Consider the following 17,146-nt stretch of genomic DNA (forward strand, 5'->3'; position numbering starts at 1 on the left):
ACCGCGATGAGGCGTACCCCGATCCGACTTGCCGACGGCCGCGAGCTGATCTACTTCGACGAGCGGGACGACGTCGTCCGGGACCAGCCGGACCGGCGCGAGCTGCCCCCACCCCCGCCCGCCTCCCAGCTGCGGCACGACCCCCTCACCGACGAGTGGGTGGCGCTCGCCGTACACCGGCAGACGCGCACCTTCCTCCCGCCGGCCGACCAGTGCCCGCTCTGCCCGTCCACCGCGCAGCGGCTCAGCGAGATCCCGGCACCCGACTACGCCGTCGCGGTGTTCGAGAACCGGTTCCCGGCGTTCAGCGAGCGGGTGGTCGCCGAACCGGCCGAGATCACCCCGCTCACCGCGGTCCGGCCCGGTCGGGGCCGCTGCGAGGTGGTCTGCTTCACCGCCGACCACCACGCCTGTTTCGCCAGCCTGTCGCCGCGCCGGGTGCGCACCGTGCTCGACGCGCTCGCCGACCGTACGGCGGTGCTCGGTGAGCTGCCCGAGGTCGAGCAGGTCTTCTGCTTCGAGAACCGGGGTGTGGAGATCGGGGTGACCCTGCACCACCCGCACGGGCAGATCTACGCCTACCCGTTCCTTCCGCCGCGTACCCGGTCACTGCTGGCCGCAGCCCGCCGGCACGCCGAGCGCACCGGCGGGGGCAACCTCTACGCCGACGTACTCGCCGCCGAACGCTCGTCCGGCGAGCGGGTGGTGACGGCCAACGAGCATTGGACGGCGTACGTGCCGGCGGCGGCGAGGTGGCCGTTCGAGGTACATGTCGCGCCGCACCGGCCGGTGCCGGACATCCCAGCGTTGACCGATGCTGAACGGGACGCCTTCGGCCCGCTCTACCTGGACCTGCTGCGACGATTCGACGGGCTGTTCGACACCCCGATGCCGTACATCGCCGCCTGGCACCAGGCACCGGTACGCGTCGACCGCGAGCTGGGTCACCTGCACCTGCAGCTGTTCAGCATCCGGCGGGCGGCGGACAAACTGAAATACCTGGCCGGGTCGGAGTCAGCGATGGGCGTCTTCATCAACGACATCGCCCCGGAGCGGGCCGCCGACCTGCTTCGCGCCGCCTGACCTCGTAGCGGTCGGGCGGCTGCTGGTCGCGTCCTGCGAAGCCGGCGAGCGACAAGGCCCGGAGACAGGGCGCGGGGGGCCCGGGACAGGGCCCCCCGCAGGGAAGGGACGGCTGGCTGTGCTTCGACAGCCGGGAAGGCTGGCTGGGCACTCGTGCCGCACGGCGGCCACGATCAACCTTCCAGGACGCGACTGGCATCTCGTCCACCCAGGTCAACGAGGCGCGCCGAGGCAGGTGACGCCGATTGGCGCGTCTTGTCCGGGCACGTCGGCTGTCGGTGGCCGGCCGTGAAATGAACGAGCCCGCCGGCGCTGAGGCCGGCGGGCTGAGTACGACGGATCAGGCGGCGAGACGGCGCGCCAGGTTCTCGTCGAGCGCGTTCATGAACTCGTCGGTGGTCAGCCACGGGGCGTCCCGCGAGATGAGCAGCGCGAGGTCCTTGGTCATCTGGCCACCCTCGACGGTGTCGACGATGACCTGCTCCAGCGTGTTGGCGAACTCGGTGACCGCCGGGGTGCCGTCCAGCTTGCCCCGGTGGGCCAGGCCCCGGGTCCAGGCGTAGATCGAGGCGATCGGGTTGGTCGAGGTCTTCTCGCCCTTCTGCCACTGCCGGTAGTGCCGGGTGACGGTGCCGTGGGCGGCCTCGGCCTCGACGGTACGGCCGTCGGGCGAGAGCAGGACCGAGGTCATCAGGCCGAGCGAGCCGAAGCCCTGCGCGACGGTGTCGGACTGCACGTCACCGTCGTAGTTCTTGCAGGCCCAGACGTAGCCACCCTCCCACTTGAGGGCGGCGGCGACCATGTCGTCGATGAGCCGGTGCTCGTAGGTGAGGCCGGCGGCGTCGAACTCCGCCTTGAACTCGTTCTCGAACACCTCGGCGAAGATGTCCTTGAACCGGCCGTCGTACGCCTTGAGGATGGTGTTCTTGGTGGACATGTAGACCGGGTAGCCGCGGTCCAGTCCGTACCGGAACGACGCCCGGGCGAAGTCCCGGATCGAGTCGTCGTAGTTGTACATGCCCATCGCGATGCCGCTGCCGGGGAAGTTGGCGATCTCCATCTCGATCGGCTGCGCGCCGTCGGCCGGGGTGTAGGTGATGGTCACCTTACCCGGGCCGGGCACGACGAAGTCGGTGGCCCGGTACTGGTCACCGTGGGCGTGCCGGCCGATGATGATCGGCTTGGTCCAGCCGGGGACGAGCCGCGGCACGTTGGACATGATGATCGGCTCGCGGAAGACGACACCGCCGAGGATGTTGCGGATGGTGCCGTTCGGCGACCGCCACATCTTCTTCAGGCCGAACTCCTCCACCCGGGCCTCGTCCGGGGTGATGGTGGCGCACTTGACGCCGACGCCGTGCTCCTTGATGGCGTTGGCGGCGTCGACGGTCACCTGGTCGTCGGTAGCGTCGCGGTGCTGGATCGACAGGTCGTAGTAGTGCAGGTCGACGTCGAGGTAGGGCAGGATCAGCTGCTCCCGGATCTGCTTCCAGATGATCCGGGTCATCTCGTCGCCGTCGAGCTCCACGACCGGGTTGTTTACCTTGATCTTCGCCATCGGCCGGCGCTCCTCTCGGGGGACACGTGCTCAAGCAGTACGAGCGTACTGGACCCGCTGGAACCAGGAACGTCGCGGCCACCGATTGGCCGACCACCCACAGCTGACCGGCCCGCCGACTCACCGCCTGGCGGCTCGCGGATCACTGCCGAGCGGCCGCCGGGCCCGGCGCGGAAATACCCCACCGGGCCCGGAACATGCCACCAGCGCAGCTAACCTGCCTGCTCCGGGCTGTGCACCCACTGCACCAACTGGAGGATCACCCCGTTGGGATCGGTCACCTGGAAGAACCGCTCCCCCCAGGGCTCGGTCTGGATCGGTGTGGTGATCGGCACACCGGCGGCCTGGATGCCCGCGTACTCGGCGTCGATGTCGTCCACCACGAAGGCGACGAGCACGCCCTCGGCCCGCTGATTCTTCAGGCTCGGCGGTTGGAGGCTGGCCAGCCCGGTGCGCAGGAAGACCAGGTTGAAGCCGACCCCGTCGCGGGCCAGCGAGACGAACCCGTCGGCCGCCATCTCCTCCCGGAACCCGAAGTGCTGCTTGACGAACTCGGCCGAGGCCGACACGTCCTGAACGTTGAGCGAGATGGCCGATCCGGTGATCTGCACATGCCCTCCCTGAGCGCGGGAAACTTTATCTTCGTACATTGTACAACGTACTGCGTACGAAGATTGGAGCTGCGAAGATCGGAGAGTGTCCAACCACCGCACCGGAGGCGGAGATCCCGCCCACACCCTGCGACTGCTCTGGCGTCGAGTCGAGGAGGGCCCACGTCGTGGCCCGCGCCAGGGTCGCTCGCTGGACGACATCGTCCGTGCGGCGATCGAGTTGGCCGACGGTGAAGGGTTGGACGCGGTGACCATGCGAGCGCTGGCCCAGGCCGTCCGCGTGGCACCGATGACCCTTTACACGTACGTGCCGGGCAAGGCCGAACTGCTCGACCTGATGCTGGACGCGCTCTACGCGGACATGCCACGGCCGGACCGGTCCGGCGAGCCGTGGCGTACCCGGGTGGCGGCGCTCGCCCAGGACAACCGGGAACTCTTCGCGGCCCATCCGTGGGCCGCCGAGGTCGCCACCGGCCGGCCACCGCTCGGGCCGGGCCTGATGGCCAAGTACGAGTACGAGCTACGCGCGTTCGACGACACCGGCCTGGACGACGTGACCCGGGACGCCGCGCTGACCTACGTCCTCGACTTCGTCCGGGCCGCGGCCCGCTCCGCAACCGAGGCGCGGTCCATCCGGCAGGCCAGCGCCTGGACCGACGAACAATGGTGGGCGGCGAACGCCCCTCTGCTGGCCGAAGTGCTCGACGAGCAGCGGTACCCGACCGCCGTCCGGGTGGGCGCCGCAGCGGGCGCCGCCCAGAACGCCGCCTACCACCCCGACCAGGCGTACGCATTCGGCCTGGCCCGAGTCCTGGACGCACTGACCGCCCTGATCACCCCCACCCCTTCCCCGCCATGACGATCAAGAGGTTTGCGTCTCGGATCGACTTCTCCGAGACGCAAACCTCTTGATCAATTCAGTTCGGGGTGGGGCAGGGTGGGTCACATGTTGGCGACGTCGGCCTGCTTGGCGCGGACGGCCTCGGCGGCCTCGTTCAGCGCGGCCAGTTCGTCGGCGTCCAGGTCGGTCTCGACGACCCGCTTGATGCCCTGGGCGCCGATCTCGGCCTCGACACCGAGGTAGACGCCGGAGATGCCGTACTCGCCGTCGACCCAGGCACAGACCGGCATGACCTCGCCGGAGTCCTCCGCGACGGCCTTGGCCATCCGAGCTGCGGCGGCCGACGGGGCGTAGTACGCCGAGCCGGTCTTGAGCAGCGCCACCACCTCGGCGCCACCGTTACGGGTCTTGACGACCAGCTCCTCGATCTGCTCGGCAGGCATCGCCTCGCGCAGCGGCTTGCCGTCGACGGTGCTCTTGGACGGCACCGGCACCATGGTGTCGCCGTGCGAGCCGAGCGTCAGCGTCTTGACGGTCTTCACCGGTACGTCCAGTGCCTCGGCCACGAAGTTGGTGAACCGGGCGGTGTCCAGCATGCCGGCCTGGCCGAGCACCCGCTGGTGCGGGAACTGGGTGGCGAGCTGGGCCAGCGCGGTCATCTCGTCCAGCGGGTTGGAGACCACGATCACCACGGCGCTCGGGGCGTACTTGGCGACATTCTCGGCGACCTGCCGGACGATCTTCGCGTTGGTCTCCAGCAGGTCCATCCGGCTCATGCCCGGCTTGCGGGGCAGACCGGCGGTGATGACCACCACGTCGGAACCCTCGATGGCCTCGTAGCCCTCACCGTTCGGACCGGTGGTGACCCCGACGACCTTGGTCTCGAAGCCCTCGATGGCCCGCGACTGGTTGAGGTCCAGGGCGAGACCCGCGGGCTTGCCCTCCACGATGTCGGTGATCACGACGGTGTCGAAGACGTCGTACTCGGCCAGGCGCTGCGCGGTGGTGGAGCCGTAGAAGCCGGCGCCGACGACAGTGACTTTCTTACCCATGGTCGTCCCACTCCCTGATACCAGTCGGTTTTCCGGACCGTATCAGCCATCGTGGCACCGATCAGGCCAGGGGCGGACGGTTATGAGCAGCTCGGGGGTTTCGTTCCGCTGTCTTCGGTGTTAATAGGGGACCCCTGCTCTACCGGAGGCGTTAAGAAGGGGCCCTTCCTTACACCTCAGCCGCGTTCGGCGCGTTCCACGACGTTGCTGAGCAGCATGGCGCGGGTCATCGGGCCGACGCCGCCGGGCATCGGCACGAGCTTGCCCGCCACCTCGGCGACCTCCGGGTCCACGTCGCCGGTGTAGCGGCCCTTGCCGTCCGGGCCGATCACCCGGGTGATGCCCACGTCGACCACGACCGCTCCCGGAGTGATCATGTCGGTGGTGAGCAGCCCGGGTACGCCGGCCGCGACGATGACGATGTCGGCGGCGCGGGTGTGCGCGGCGAGGTCGAGGGTGCCGGTGTGGCACAGGGTCACCGTGGCGTTCTCGCTGCGCCGGGTGAGCAGCAGCCCCAGCGGGCGCCCGACGGTGTTGCCCCGACCCACCACCGCGACGTTGGCGCCGCGCAGCGGCACCTCGTGGCGGCGCAGCAGTTCCACGATGCCGCGCGGGGTGCACGGCAGCGGTGCGTCGTAGCCGAGCACCAGCCGACCCAGGTTGACCGGGTGCAGGCCGTCGGCGTCCTTGTCCGGGTCGATCAGCTCCAGCACGCGCTGGGTGTCGAGGTGCCCGGGCAGCGGCAGCTGGACGATGTAGCCGTGGCAGGCCGGGTCGGCGTTCAGCTCGGCGAGCGTCTCGTCGACCTGGGCCTGGGGGGCGTCGGCGGGCAGCTCCCGCCGGATCGAGGCGATGCCGACCTCGGCGCAGTCCCGGTGCTTGCCGTTGACGTACGCCTGGGAGCCGGGGTCGCTGCCGACCAGTACCGTGCCGAGCCCCGGCACGATGCCCCGCTCCGCCAGCGCCTTGACCCGTGCCCGCAGCTCGTCCTTGATCTCGGCTGCGGTCGCCTTGCCGTCCAGAAGCGTCGCCGTCACGTCTCAGATCGTCTCACGACCGGTGCGGCCGGCTCGCGTGGACCACTTCAGCCGCCTGACACCCAACCAGGAGATCACTTTCCGTGACGTGCGCATAGTCACTTTGTGTGATCGATCAGTGGAGGTTGCCACGGCGAAGCCGGACGAGGAAGCCGGATCGCCCACAGCCCGACGAGTACGGCGAGTCAGCGCAGCACGACACCAGGACCGCCCAGTTCCGACAAACCTCGCAGAACTTTGCCTGATATACCGTGAAAGCCGGGATTCCGCTAGCACGGATATTGGCGCGCAGCCACACCCCGAGCCGGGTTTCGTTATCCGTCCGCAACCAACACGTTGTCGATGCACAGCGCGTGACCTACCGTTGCCCCTCGTTGCGCAGAGTCACCCCACGCCGGGCCTGACTGCGCTGCGTAAGGAGATGAGGAGGCCTGATGCGTGTTCGTAGGCTCGCGGCCTGGACCGCCCTCCCGCTCGCGGTGACCCTGGGCCTGGTGGCCTGCGGCTCGGGCGGCGACGGTGGATCCGGCGAGAGCGACCCCAATGCGGCGGTGCGGATCGAGATCGCCGAGCCGCAGCACCTGGTGCCGACCAACACCAACGAGACGAGCGGCTCGCAGGTGCTTTCGGCCCTGTTCAGCCCGTTGGTCGACTACGACGAGGCGAACAAGCCGTACGAGGTGGCGGCCGAGTCGATCACGTCCGAGGACAACACCACCTGGACGGTGGACCTGAAGGACGGCTACACGTTCCACAACGGCGAGGACGTCACCGCCGACAACTACATCGACGCCTGGAACTACGGCGCGTACGCCCCCAACGGCCAGAACTCCAGCTACTTCTTTGAGAAGATCGCCGGCTACGACGACCTCCAGGGCGAGAACCCGAAGGCCAAGACGCTCAGCGGGCTGAAGAAGGTCGACGACGACACCTTCACCGTCACGCTGTCCCAGCCGTACAGCGAATTCAAGTCGATCCTCGGCTACACCGCCTTCTACCCGCTGCCCAAGGCCGCCTTCTCCGCGCCCGGCGTGCTGGCCGAGGGGTACGAGCAGGCCCCGATCGGTCAGGGCCCGTTCAAGATGAAGGGCACCTGGCAACACGACGCCAAGGTCGAGGTGGAGCGCTACGACGCCTTCCCCGGCGAGCAGCCCAAGGTGGCCGGCGTCGAGTTCCGGATCTACCAGCAGCTGACCGCCGCGTACGCGGACGTGCTGTCGGACAACCTCGACGTGATCAAGACCATCCCGACCGAGAACCTGTCCACGGCCGCCGTCGACCTGGGTGACCGGTTCCAGCAGAGCCCGGCCTCGTCGCTGCACTTCCTGGCCTTCCCCACCTTCCAGGAGGAGTTCAGCAACCCGGACGTGCGCAAGGCCATCTCGATGGCGATCGACCGGGACGAGATCACCAAGTCGATCTTCAAGGACTCGCAGCAGCCGGCCCGTTCGTTCGTCTCGCCGGTGGTCGCCGGCTACCGCGACAACACCGTCGGCGCCGCGGCCGAGTTCGACCCGGCCAAGGCCAAGGAGCTGTACCAGGCCGCCGGTGGCCCGTCGAAGATCACCCTGTCGTACAACGGCGACGGTGGTCACAAGGACTGGATCGACGCCACCTGCAACCAGCTCAAGGCCAACCTGGGTGTGGACTGCGTCGGCAACGCCGAGCCGAAGTTCGCCGACCTGCTGACCAAGGTCAAGGCCAAGCAGCCCGTGGGCCTGTTCCGGATGGGCTGGGTCATGGACTACCCGTCCATGGAGAACTACCTGGGCCCGCTGTTCAGCACCAACGGCTCGTCGAACTACTACGGCTACAGCAACCCCGAGTTCGACAAGCTGCTCGCCGAGGGCGTCAGCGCGTCGAGCGAGGAGGAGGCGATCAAGAAGTACCAAGCCGCCGAGGACCTGCTGGCTCAGGACCTGCCGGTCGTGCCGCTGCGGTTCGGCCAGAACAACTTCGGGCACTCGACCAAGGTGAAGAACGTCGAGGTGGACCTCTTCGACCGGGTCAACCTGCTCAAGATCGAGGCAGTCAAGTAACACACGCACGGTAGGCGGGTCGGGTCATCTCGCGATGGCCCGACCCGCCACGTCATTCGCCCTTTTTCAGGGAGACTGCCAAGTATGTTCCGCTTCATCGTGCGGCGGCTGCTCCAGATGGTCGTGGCCTTCTTCGGCACCACGCTGATCGTCTACGCCCTGATGTTCGCCGGCCAGGGCGATCCGATCCAGGCGCTGGCCGGCGAGCGTCCGGTCACCGCCGCACAGCGGGCATACCTGACCGAGAAGTACCACCTCGACGCGACCGGCTTCGGCGGCTTCTTCTACCGCTACTTCGACTATCTGAAGAACCTGGTCCGGGGCGATCTGGGCGAGTCGCTCACCGGCCGGTCCATCGGAGAGATCCTGGCCAACGCCTGGCCGGTCACCATCAAGTTGGCGCTGATCGCCATCGCGGTCGCCGTCATTTTCGGGGTCACCGCAGGGGTGCTGGCCGGCATCCGGCGCGGCAGCATCTTCGACAACGCCACCCTGCTGCTGACGCTGCTGGTCCTCGGCATCCCGTCCATCGTGCTCGCCCCGCTCGCGCAGTACTTCCTGGGCGTCAAGTGGCAACTCTTTCCGGCCACCTCCGGTGCCGACCCGGACTTCTACGCGCTGCTGCTGCCCGGCATCGTGCTCGGCTCGCTCTCCCTGGCCACCGCGCTACGGCTGACCCGTACCTCGGTGGCGGAGAACCTGCGCGCCGACTACGTGCGTACCGCCCGGTCGAAGGGCCTGCCGAAACGGCGGGTGGTCACCGTGCACGTGCTGCGCAACTCGCTGATCCCGGTGATCACCTTCCTCGGCGTCGAACTGGGCAACCTGATGAGCGGCGCGATCATCACCGAGGGGGTGTTCAACATCCCGGGCGTCGGCTTCAACCTCTTCCGTGGCATCCGCACCGAGGACGGTCCGCTGGTGGTGGGCATCGTCAGCGTGCTCGTCGTGGTCTACCTCGTCTCCAACCTGGTGGTGGACGTCCTGTACGCCGTACTCGACCCGAGGATCCGCTATGAGTGACTTCGAGACGGTGGCGTCCTCGGAGAACCAGGCCGCGCGGCGGGGAGTGTCGGGCGAGCCCGGTACGCCGGGGCGGGTCGGCCGACCGAGCAAGCCCCGCAGCCTGGCCGGCGACGCCTGGCGCGACCTGCGCCGCAAGCCGATCTTCTGGATCAGCCTGGTGCTGGTGCTGCTGGTGACCGCGATGGCCCTCGCGCCGGGGCTGTTCACCCGCAACGATCCGGCGACCTGTGTGCTGTCCCGGCAGCATGCCGCCCCGTCCGGCGGGGCCATCTTCGGGTACGACTTCCAGGGCTGCGACACGTACGCCCGGGCGGTCTACGGGGCCCGGGCCTCGCTGCTGGTCGGCGCCCTCTCGGCGCTGCTCACCGGGGTGATCGCGCTGGTCGTGGGGATGCTCGCCGGCTACTTCGGCGGTTGGGTCGACGCGGTGCTCTCCCGGGTCATCGACATCGTGCTCGGCATCCCGCTGCTGCTGGCCGCGATCGTCCTGCTCAAGCGGGTGGCCAGTGACAGCGCCACGGTACGGCTCGGCTCGGTCATCTTCGTGCTGGCGGTGCTCGGCTGGACCACCGCCGCCCGGGTCGTCCGGTCCTCGGTGATCACCGCCCGGCAGCAGGACTACGTGGCCGCGGCCCGGATGCTCGGCGCCGGCAACGGTCGGATCATGTGGCGGCACATCCTGCCGAACGCGCTCGCCCCGGCGATCGTGGTGCTGACCATCGCCCTCGGCTCGTTCATCGCCGCCGAGGCGACCCTGTCGTTCCTCGGCATCGGGCTGAAGGAACCCACCATCTCCTGGGGCATCGACATCAACAACGGCCGGGTGCACATGCGGGAGTCGGCCACCCCGCTGGTGGTCCCGTCGACCTTCCTCGCCCTCACCGTGCTGGCGTTCATCATGCTCGGCGACGCGATCCGCGACGCCTTCGACCCGAAACTGCGGTGACCGTGCCCATGCGAGCGCGAGGAGTGAGCGCAGCGAGCCCCGCAGTCGCGAGCGAAAGGTAGGCGCATGAGTCAGCACGTCGTCGAACCGACGCCGGCCTCGCCCACCCCGCCGGGTGGGCACCTGCTGGAGGTGCAGGACCTGCACATCGAGTTCCGCACCGGCGAGGGGGTGGCCAAGGTGATCAACGGGGTCAGCTATCACCTGGATGCTGGCGAGACGCTCGCCGTGCTGGGCGAATCCGGCTCCGGCAAGTCCGTCACCGCCCAGGCGATCATGGGCATTCTGGACAGCCCGCCCGCGCACATCCGCTCCGGTCAGATCCGCTACCAGGGCCGGGACCTGCTGGGCCTACCCGAGGAGCAGCGCCGGCAGGTACGCGGCAAGGAGATCGCGATGATCTTCCAGGACGCCCTGTCCGCGTTGAACCCGGTGTTTCCGGTGGGCTGGCAGGTCGGTGAGACGCTGCGCCAGCGACTCGGGATGTCCCGGGCCGACGCCCGCCGCCGCGCGGTGCAGCTGATGGATCTGGTGCAGATCCCGGGGGCGGCCAGCCGCCTCGGCGACTACCCCCACCAGTTCTCCGGCGGCATGCGCCAGCGCGTGATGATCGCGATGGCGCTGGCCATGGAGCCGAAGGTGCTCATCGCCGACGAGCCGACCACCGCTCTCGACGTCACCGTGCAGGCCCAGATCATGGACCTGCTCGCCGACCTGCGGCGTGACCTGAACATGGCGATGATCCTGATCACCCATGACCTCGGGGTGGTCGCCGACGTGGCGGACCGGATCGCGGTCATGTACGCGGGCCGGATCGTCGAGCACGCCGACGTCCGCCCGCTGTACCGGGCGCCCGCCCACCCGTACACCAAGGGGTTGCTGGAATCGATCCCGCGCCTGGACCAACGCGGCGGCAAACTCTCCACCATCCGGGGCCTGCCGCCCAACCTGATGCGCATCCCCAGCGGCTGCCCCTTCCACCCCCGGTGCCCGTACGTGCAGCAGGTCTGTGTGGACGTCGTGCCGCACGACCTGGTCCTCGGCGACGGCCGGACCAGCGCGTGCCACTTCGCGCAGGAGGTACACGATGACCGCACCGGCTAGGCCCACCAAGATCCGGGGCGAGACGATCCTCGACGTCGACAACGTGGTCAAGCACTTCCCCATCACCGAGGGGGTGCTGTTCAAGCGGAAGGTCGGCGCGGTCAAGGCCGTCGACGGGGTCAGCTTCGAACTGCGCCGGGGCGAGACGCTGGGCATCGTCGGCGAGTCCGGCTGCGGCAAGTCCACCCTGGCCCGGTTGTTGATGCGGCTGGAGCGCCCGACCGCCGGGCAGGCCACCCTGGCCGGACGCGACCTCTTCGCCGCCTCCGGGAACGAATTGCGCCGGATCCGACGCAACATGCAGATGGTCATGCAGGACCCGTACACCTCGCTGAACCCGAGGATGACCGTCGGCGACATCATCGGCGAACCGTTCGAGATCCATCCGGAGGCGGCGCCGAAGGGCAGCCGTCAGCGGCGGGTGCAGGAACTACTCGACGTGGTCGGGCTGAACCCGGAACACATCAACCGGTATCCGCACCAGTTCTCCGGCGGTCAGCGGCAGCGCATCGGCATCGCCCGGGCCCTGGCACTGCGTCCCGAGGTGATCGTCTGCGACGAACCGGTCTCCGCGCTGGACGTCTCCATCCAGGCTCAGGTGATCAACCTGCTGGAGGAACTCCAGGACGAGTTCGGGCTGTCGTACATCTTCATCGCCCACGACCTGTCGGTGGTCCGGCACATCTCGGACCGGATCGCGGTGATGTACCTCGGCCGGATCGTGGAGATCGGCACCGAGGAGCAGATCTACGAGCGGGCCACCCACCCGTACACCCAGGCCCTGCTCTCCGCCGCGCCACTGCCCGACCCGGAGGCCCGAGGCCGCCGCAACGTCATCCGGCTGACCGGCGACGTGCCGAGCCCAGCCGACCCGCCGAGCGGCTGCCACTTCCGCACCCGCTGCTGGAAGGCGCAGGAGATCTGTGCCCTGGAAGATCCGCAGGCCGTACCGCGCGCTGCCGATCCGCACCCGTCCGCCTGCCACTTCGCCGAACTCCGGACGTAAGGAAGGGCCCCTTCTTAACGCCTCGCGTATAGGAAGGGGCCCCTCTCAACGCCTCGCTCAGTGGAAGAAGTGCCGGGTGCCGGTGAGGTACATGGTGACGCCGGCCTGCTTGCAGGCAGCGATCACCTCCTCGTCACGGATCGAGCCGCCGGGCTGCACGATGGCCCGGATGCCGGCGTCGATGAGAATCTGCGGGCCGTCGGCGAACGGGAAGAAGGCGTCCGAGGCGGCGACCGAACCGCTGGCCCGGTTGGCGCCGGCCCGGCTGACCGCCAGGCGGGCCGAGTCGACCCGGTTCACCTGGCCCATGCCGACGCCGACGGTCGCACCGTCGCGGGCCAGCAGGATCGCGTTGCTCTTCACCGCGCGCACCGCCCGCCAGGCGAAGGCCAAATCGGCCAGGGTCGCCTCGTCGGCCGCCTCGCCGGTGGCCAGCCGCCAGGTCGCCGGGTCGTCGCCCGCCGCGTCGATCGCGTCGCGCGCCTGCACCAGTACGCCGCCGGTGACCTGCCGCCACTCGGCCGGCAGGGGCCGGAACTCCGGCGCCCGCAGCAGCCGGATGTTCTTCTTGGCCTGGAGCACCTCGGCCGCGCCGGGCTCGTACCCGGGCGCCACCACGACCTCGGTGAAGATCTCGGCGATCTGCCCGGCCAACTCGACCGAGACCGGCCGGTTCACCGCGATGACACCACCGAAGGCGGAGACCGGGTCGCAGGCGTGTGCCTTGCGGTGCGCATCGGCCACGTCCGCACCGACCGCGATCCCGCACGGGTTGGCGTGCTTGATGACGGCCACCGCAGGCTGGTCGGCGAAGTCGTTCGCGGCCCGCCACGCGGCATCGGCGTCGACGTAGTTGTTGTAGGACATCTCCTTGCCGTGCAACTGCTCGGCCTGGGCCAGCCCGGCCGGGCTCGCCGGGTCGGCGTAGACGGCCGCCCCCTGGTGCGGGTTCTCGCCGTAGCGCAGCACCGCCTGCCGACGCAGGGCCTGCCCGGCGAACTGCGGCCAGCCGTCGGCGGCCGGGGCGAGAGTGGTGGCGAACCAGTCGGCGACGGCCACGTCGTACTCGGCGATGTCGGCGAAGGCGCGGGCGGCGAGCGCCTGCCGCTGCGCCAGGGTGAAGCCACCGCCGTCGAGCGCGGCCAGCAGCAGTGGGTACGCGGCCGGGTCCGTCACCACCGCCACCGAGGCGTGGTTCTTGGCGGCGGCCCGCACCATCGCCGGGCCACCGATGTCGATCTGTTCGACGCACTCGTCCTGGCTCGCCCCGGAGGCGACGGTGGCCTGGAACGGGTACAGGTTCGACACCAGCAGGTCGATCCCGGCGATGCCGTGCTCGTCGAGCGCGGCGGCGTGGGCGTCCTTGCGCAGGTCGGCGAGGAGCCCGCCGTGGATCTTCGGGTGCAGGGTCTTCACCCGGCCGTCGAGGATCTCCGGGAAGCCGGTCACCTGCTCCACGGGAGTCACCGGTACGCCGGCACCGGCGATCGTCGACGCGGTGCTGCCGGTGGAGACGATCTCCACACCGGCGGCGTGCAGCGCCTGGGCCAACTCGACCAGGCCGGACTTGTCGTAGACGCTGACCAGTGCCCGCCGGATCGGGCGACGCCCATCCTCAGTGGAACTCACGGAACTGTGACCTTTCTTCCGGTTATCGTCCAGCCCTCGCGGACCAGTCGGCCCACCTGCTCGACGAGTTGCTGCCGCTCGGCTTCCTTGATGCGCTCGGTGAGCGTGTCGACGTCGTCGTCGTCTCGTACCGGCACCGCCACCTGCGCGACGATCGGGCCGGTGTCCATTCCGGCGTCGACGAAGAAGAGGGTCGCCCCGGTGACCTTCACCCCGTAGGCGAGGGCGTCACGCGGGCCGTGGATGCCGGGAAACGCCGGCAGCAGCGTGTTGTGCGTGTTGAGGTAGCGGTCGCCGAACGCGGCGAGGAAACCCGGGCCGACCAGCTTCAGGAACCCGGCCGAGATGACCAGGTCGGGGCGGTGCTCGGCGACCCGCGCGGTGAGCGCGGCATCCCACTGCTCTCGCGTCGGGTAGTCCTTGACCCGCTCCACGAAGGTCGGTACACCTGCGGCGGTCGCCCGGTCCAAGCCGGTGATGCCGTCGCGGTCCGCGCCCACGGCGACCACCCGAGCCCCGTACGCCTGGTCGGCGGTCGCGTCCAGCAGCGCCTGGAGGTTGCTTCCGGAGCCGGAGATCAGGACGACGATGCGGGCGGGCTCGTTCACCGGCACACCCTATCCGGCCACCGACCGGCGTCCGGACGCTGGGCGGCACCGGCTCGGCGACTGCCGAATTCGCGCGGACCAGGTACGCTGCCGGTCGCTCGGGCCCGGTGCACGTCCGGCCCGCACCCATCAGCGACCCAAACCTGAGGAGCGCATCGACATGCAGCCCGGATACCCGTCTCAGCCACCCCAGCAGATCGACAACAACATGACGATGTCGATCGTCGCAATCTTCCTCTTCTGGCCGCTGGCCATCCCCGCGATCATCAACGCTTCGAAGGTCAACCCGCTGCTCCAGCAGGGTGACTACGCCGGTGCACAGGCTGCGGCGGCCGAGTCGAAGAAGTGGTCCAAGTGGGCCCTGATCGTCGGCATCGCCTGGATCGCGATCGTCCTGGTGTGCTGCGTGGGCGGTAGCTTGCTCGGCGCGCTCAGCGGCAACAGCGCGATGAGCTACTGATCTCGGATGCAGCCCGGTAACCCAGGTCAGGACCCGTACGGCCAGCAACCGCCGTACGGGGACCCGACCTCGTCACCACCCGCCAACCCGTACGCGCCGCCGCCGGCCAACCCGTACGCCCCGCCGCCGGCCAACCCGTACTCTGCGCCGTCGGACCCGTACGCGCCGCCGGCCGACACGAGCATGCCGCCGGCGGATCCGTACGGCCCGCCGCCGGTCTCCCCCGCACCGTACGACCCGTACGCGCCACCGCCTGCCAGCCAGCCCCCGGCCTACGGGCAGCCGGCCTACGGGCAGCCGGCCTACGGGCAGCCGCCGATGTCGGGCCAGCCGTACGGTCAGCCCTACGCCGACCCGTACGCAGCGCAGCAGCCGTACGGTGGCGCACCGATGTACCCGCAGGCCGGCTTCGCCGGTCCCAGCGGCCAACAGAACACCCTCGGCCTGCTGTCGATGATCCTCGGCATCGCGTCGATTCCGCTGTCCTGCTGTTACCTCGGCATCCCGCTGGGCGCGGCCGCGCTGATCACCGGCTGGCTGGGCAAGCAGAAGGCGGACCAGGGTCTGGCCAACAACTCGGGACAGGCGCTCACCGGCCTGATCTGCGGTGGCGTCGGCGCACTGTTCGGCCTGCTCCAGATCGTGCTGCTGGTGGTGAACGTCAGCCTGCCGCAGCCCTGAGCCACATGCACCGAGGGGCGTTCCGGATCACCGGGACGCCCCTCGGTCGTCCAGTGCTGCGGTCGTCAGGCGCCGAACCGGGTGAGCCAGCGGGTGGCGGCGGCGCCGAGCAGTGCGCCCGCACCGATGACCACGGTCGACGCGAGCGCTACCTGCCATCCGACCGGGCCGAGTTCGGCCAGCCGGCCCGCGCCGAGCGGCCCACCGGACGCCTCCGCGACCGCACCCATCAGCAGACCGGCCACCGGCCCGGCCAGCACGGCCGGGAACAACAGCGCCCCCCAGCTCAGCGGGGCCCGTTCGGCGGTGGCCGGGCGCAGCAACCGGCGGGCGAGCAGCCCACCGACGGCCATTCCCACCAGCGCCGGAAGTGCCAGGATCGTGACCGACCAGAAACCGTCCACCGGTCCACCGGGCAGCCCGGCGAACAACGGCAGGGCCGGCAGCGCGCCGACGGCGACCTCGCTGGTCCGAACTGCCGTGTCGGTCCCCACGGCGAAGCCCGGCCCGAGCAGGTAACTGGTCGACCAGACGGTGGCGTTGGGCGCGTAGGCCAGGCTCACCAGCGTGATACCGGCCTGACCGGCCACGCCGGTGCGGTAGGCGCCGATGAGGTCGGCCGCGTCACCCCCGCCGGTCGCCACCGCCAGCCCTGCGACGGCCGCACCCGCGCCGAGCAGCACCAGCCCGGCCACCAGCCCGGCCTGCGCACCGTCACGCAGCGGTTTCGGTGTGCGGGCGGCGAGCAGTTCGGACACCCGGCTGGTGCGGGCCGCGCCGACACCGGCGGCGAGCACGCCGAGCACGCCGAGCGTGAGCCCGGCCCGCACCACCGACACGCCGACTCCGCCGGCCCCGACCAGCAGCGCGGCAAGCACCCCCAACAGGGCGTACGCGATACCCACCGCCACCGCGGCGACGAGCGTACGGCTCGGTGAGCGGCTGCCCCGGGCTCCGATCGCGCGGGTGACGTGCACCCCGGCCCGGGACAACCGCCACACCGCCAGGGCGGTCACCGCGAGCGGTGCCAGACCCAACGGCCCGCTGGCGGTGTCCAGCGGAACCCCGTGCCCGAGCAGCCAGCCCGCCGTCCCCGCGCGCACGGCCCCGAGCAGGCTGGCGACACCCTCGCTGACCTGGAACAACCAGAGCGCTAGCGCGACCGGCAGCCAGGAGGTGAGGGCAGCGCCACCGGCTGCCACCAGGGCCGCGACCACGAGCGGAGCGTGGTTGCGGCCGGTGGGCTCGCCACGGGGCGGCGGTACCCGGCGCGGCGGGCCGGCACGACCGGGCGGCCGGGCGCCGGCCTCTCGGGCTTCGGTGGCCCGCCGGGGCTGGTCAGGGGTGACAAATGACATCGGTTCTACTCTGGCATGCCGCGCCGAGGTCGGCTGTCCGACACCACACCGGCAGGGGTATCTAGTTGCCCCGATTGCGTGTGACGCCGCAGGTCCTGCTCTAGCCT

16 protein-coding genes are annotated in these 17,146 nt (G+C 69.9%); 9 read left to right on the plus strand and 7 right to left on the minus strand.

The genetic code is table 11. From position 1 onward, the window contains the following. Window positions 1-6: 6 nt before the first annotated feature. On the plus strand, window positions 7-1,083 hold the full coding sequence (galT, locus tag AB0M35_RS08760) for a galactose-1-phosphate uridylyltransferase (RefSeq protein WP_363743228.1): 1,077 nt from the start codon (window positions 7-9) through the stop codon (window positions 1,081-1,083). 340 nt (window positions 1,084-1,423) lie between these two features. Here galT and AB0M35_RS08765 read toward each other — a convergent pair whose 3' ends face one another. Both AB0M35_RS08765 and AB0M35_RS08770 read right to left on the minus strand, forming a co-directional pair. Then, window positions 1,424-2,641, minus strand: a complete 1,218-nt coding sequence (locus tag AB0M35_RS08765) for an NADP-dependent isocitrate dehydrogenase (RefSeq protein WP_363743230.1) — start codon at window positions 2,639-2,641, stop codon at window positions 1,424-1,426. A 212-nt stretch (window positions 2,642-2,853) separates the two neighbouring features. Beyond that, window positions 2,854-3,252, minus strand: coding sequence for a VOC family protein (locus AB0M35_RS08770; RefSeq protein WP_363743232.1), 399 nt, complete (start codon window positions 3,250-3,252; stop codon window positions 2,854-2,856). Between the two features lie 85 nt (window positions 3,253-3,337). On the opposite strand from AB0M35_RS08770, the gene AB0M35_RS08775 reads away from it, so the two are divergent. Further along, window positions 3,338-4,111, plus strand: a complete 774-nt coding sequence (locus AB0M35_RS08775) for a TetR/AcrR family transcriptional regulator (protein WP_363743234.1) — start codon at window positions 3,338-3,340, stop codon at window positions 4,109-4,111. Window positions 4,112-4,194: 83 nt separating this feature from the next. On the opposite strand, the gene AB0M35_RS08780 is transcribed toward AB0M35_RS08775, so the two are convergent. Continuing rightward, complete coding sequence (locus AB0M35_RS08780) at window positions 4,195-5,145, minus strand: malate dehydrogenase (RefSeq protein ID WP_363743236.1); 951 nt, start codon at window positions 5,143-5,145, stop codon at window positions 4,195-4,197. Window positions 5,146-5,321: 176 nt separating this feature from the next. Next, entirely contained in the window at window positions 5,322-6,182 is an 861-nt protein-coding gene (locus AB0M35_RS08785) for a bifunctional methylenetetrahydrofolate dehydrogenase/methenyltetrahydrofolate cyclohydrolase (RefSeq protein ID WP_363743238.1), read from the minus strand. A 434-nt stretch (window positions 6,183-6,616) separates the two neighbouring features. On the opposite strand from AB0M35_RS08785, the gene AB0M35_RS08790 reads away from it, so the two are divergent. The 5 genes from AB0M35_RS08790 (at window position 6,617) to AB0M35_RS08810 (ending at window position 12,303) form a co-directional block, all read left to right on the plus strand. Then, window positions 6,617-8,221 carry an ABC transporter substrate-binding protein gene (locus tag AB0M35_RS08790; protein WP_363743240.1) on the plus strand — a complete coding sequence of 535 codons (1,605 nt, stop codon included), beginning with the start codon at window positions 6,617-6,619 and terminating at the stop codon, window positions 8,219-8,221. 84 nt (window positions 8,222-8,305) lie between these two features. Continuing rightward, window positions 8,306-9,244, plus strand: coding sequence for an ABC transporter permease (locus AB0M35_RS08795; RefSeq protein WP_363743242.1), 939 nt, complete (start codon window positions 8,306-8,308; stop codon window positions 9,242-9,244). Beyond that, window positions 9,237-10,193, plus strand: a complete 957-nt coding sequence (locus AB0M35_RS08800) for an ABC transporter permease (protein WP_363743244.1) — start codon at window positions 9,237-9,239, stop codon at window positions 10,191-10,193. The genes AB0M35_RS08795 and AB0M35_RS08800 overlap by 8 nt, the downstream gene beginning before the upstream one ends. 66 nt (window positions 10,194-10,259) lie before the next feature. Continuing rightward, window positions 10,260-11,297 carry an ABC transporter ATP-binding protein gene (locus AB0M35_RS08805; protein WP_363743246.1) on the plus strand — a complete coding sequence of 346 codons (1,038 nt, stop codon included), beginning with the start codon at window positions 10,260-10,262 and terminating at the stop codon, window positions 11,295-11,297. After that, window positions 11,281-12,303 carry a dipeptide ABC transporter ATP-binding protein gene (locus AB0M35_RS08810; protein WP_363743248.1) on the plus strand — a complete coding sequence of 341 codons (1,023 nt, stop codon included), beginning with the start codon at window positions 11,281-11,283 and terminating at the stop codon, window positions 12,301-12,303. The genes AB0M35_RS08805 and AB0M35_RS08810 overlap by 17 nt, the downstream gene beginning before the upstream one ends. Before the next feature lie 57 nt (window positions 12,304-12,360). Here the strand turns inward: AB0M35_RS08810 and purH are convergent, their stop codons facing one another. After that, entirely contained in the window at window positions 12,361-13,932 is a 1,572-nt protein-coding gene (gene purH, locus AB0M35_RS08815) for a bifunctional phosphoribosylaminoimidazolecarboxamide formyltransferase/IMP cyclohydrolase (RefSeq protein ID WP_363743250.1), read from the minus strand. After that, entirely contained in the window at window positions 13,929-14,546 is a 618-nt protein-coding gene (gene purN / locus AB0M35_RS08820) for a phosphoribosylglycinamide formyltransferase (protein WP_363743252.1), read from the minus strand. Before purN ends, purH begins: the two co-directional genes overlap by 4 nt. A 154-nt stretch (window positions 14,547-14,700) precedes the next feature. Here purN and AB0M35_RS08825 point away from each other — a divergent pair, with 154 nt between their 5' ends. Further along, on the plus strand, window positions 14,701-15,000 hold the full coding sequence (locus AB0M35_RS08825) for a CD225/dispanin family protein (RefSeq protein WP_363743254.1): 300 nt from the start codon (window positions 14,701-14,703) through the stop codon (window positions 14,998-15,000). A gap of 6 nt (window positions 15,001-15,006) precedes the next feature. After that, on the plus strand, window positions 15,007-15,681 hold the full coding sequence (locus AB0M35_RS08830) for a DUF4190 domain-containing protein (protein WP_363743256.1): 675 nt from the start codon (window positions 15,007-15,009) through the stop codon (window positions 15,679-15,681). 65 nt (window positions 15,682-15,746) lie between these two features. Here AB0M35_RS08830 and AB0M35_RS08835 read toward each other — a convergent pair whose 3' ends face one another. Next, window positions 15,747-17,039: a DUF6350 family protein gene (locus AB0M35_RS08835; RefSeq protein ID WP_363743259.1), complete on the minus strand. Its 1,293-nt coding sequence runs from the start codon at window positions 17,037-17,039 to the stop codon at window positions 15,747-15,749. Between the last annotated feature and the right edge of the window lie 107 nt (window positions 17,040-17,146).

This window comes from Micromonospora sp. NPDC051196 (assembly GCF_040682415.1).
In the GTDB taxonomy this organism is placed as follows: Bacteria; Actinomycetota; Actinomycetes; order Mycobacteriales; family Micromonosporaceae; genus Micromonospora.